Raw genomic sequence first — 398 nt, 5'->3', positions numbered from 1 at the left:
CGATGGCCATGCGCTGCCAGTCCGTCACGCGCTCGCCGCGCGCCCCGTGCAGCGCGTCCAGCGTGGCGCAGGCGCCCCGGCGCCGGTAGGGCGACTCGGTGCGCGTGATGCCCGGGTGGATGTTGACGATGCGGCGGTGGAACGGCGCCCCGGGCCGCACCAGCGCATCCAGGATCACCAGCAGGCCGTCGAGCACCACCACGTCGGCGCGCAGCTCGCGCAACTTGGACAGCAGCGCATCCTCGAAGGCCTGCTTGCCCGCGGGCCGTTGCAGCGCACCGAGCGGCAGGCGCCGGTACGCAGACGGCACGGCGTGCAGCAGGTCTTCCAGCCGCCGTCCCTGCACCGTGAGGCCCTGCGGAACGATCCACGGCCGGCCCGGTTCGGGGCGGAAGCCG

The 398-nt window shown here is 74.6% G+C and carries 1 pseudogene; it reads right to left on the bottom strand.

Going from position 1 to position 398, the window contains the following annotated elements:
• Positions 1-398 (bottom strand): annotated as a pseudogene (locus tag GVL52_RS32605) (hypothetical protein); the annotation flags it as partial.

Origin of the sequence: Rhizobium sp. 18055 (assembly GCF_902706285.1) — a bacterium.
GTDB lineage: Bacteria > Pseudomonadota > Alphaproteobacteria > Rhizobiales > Rhizobiaceae > Rhizobium.
This window is presented reverse-complemented; position numbering and strand designations above follow the sequence as displayed.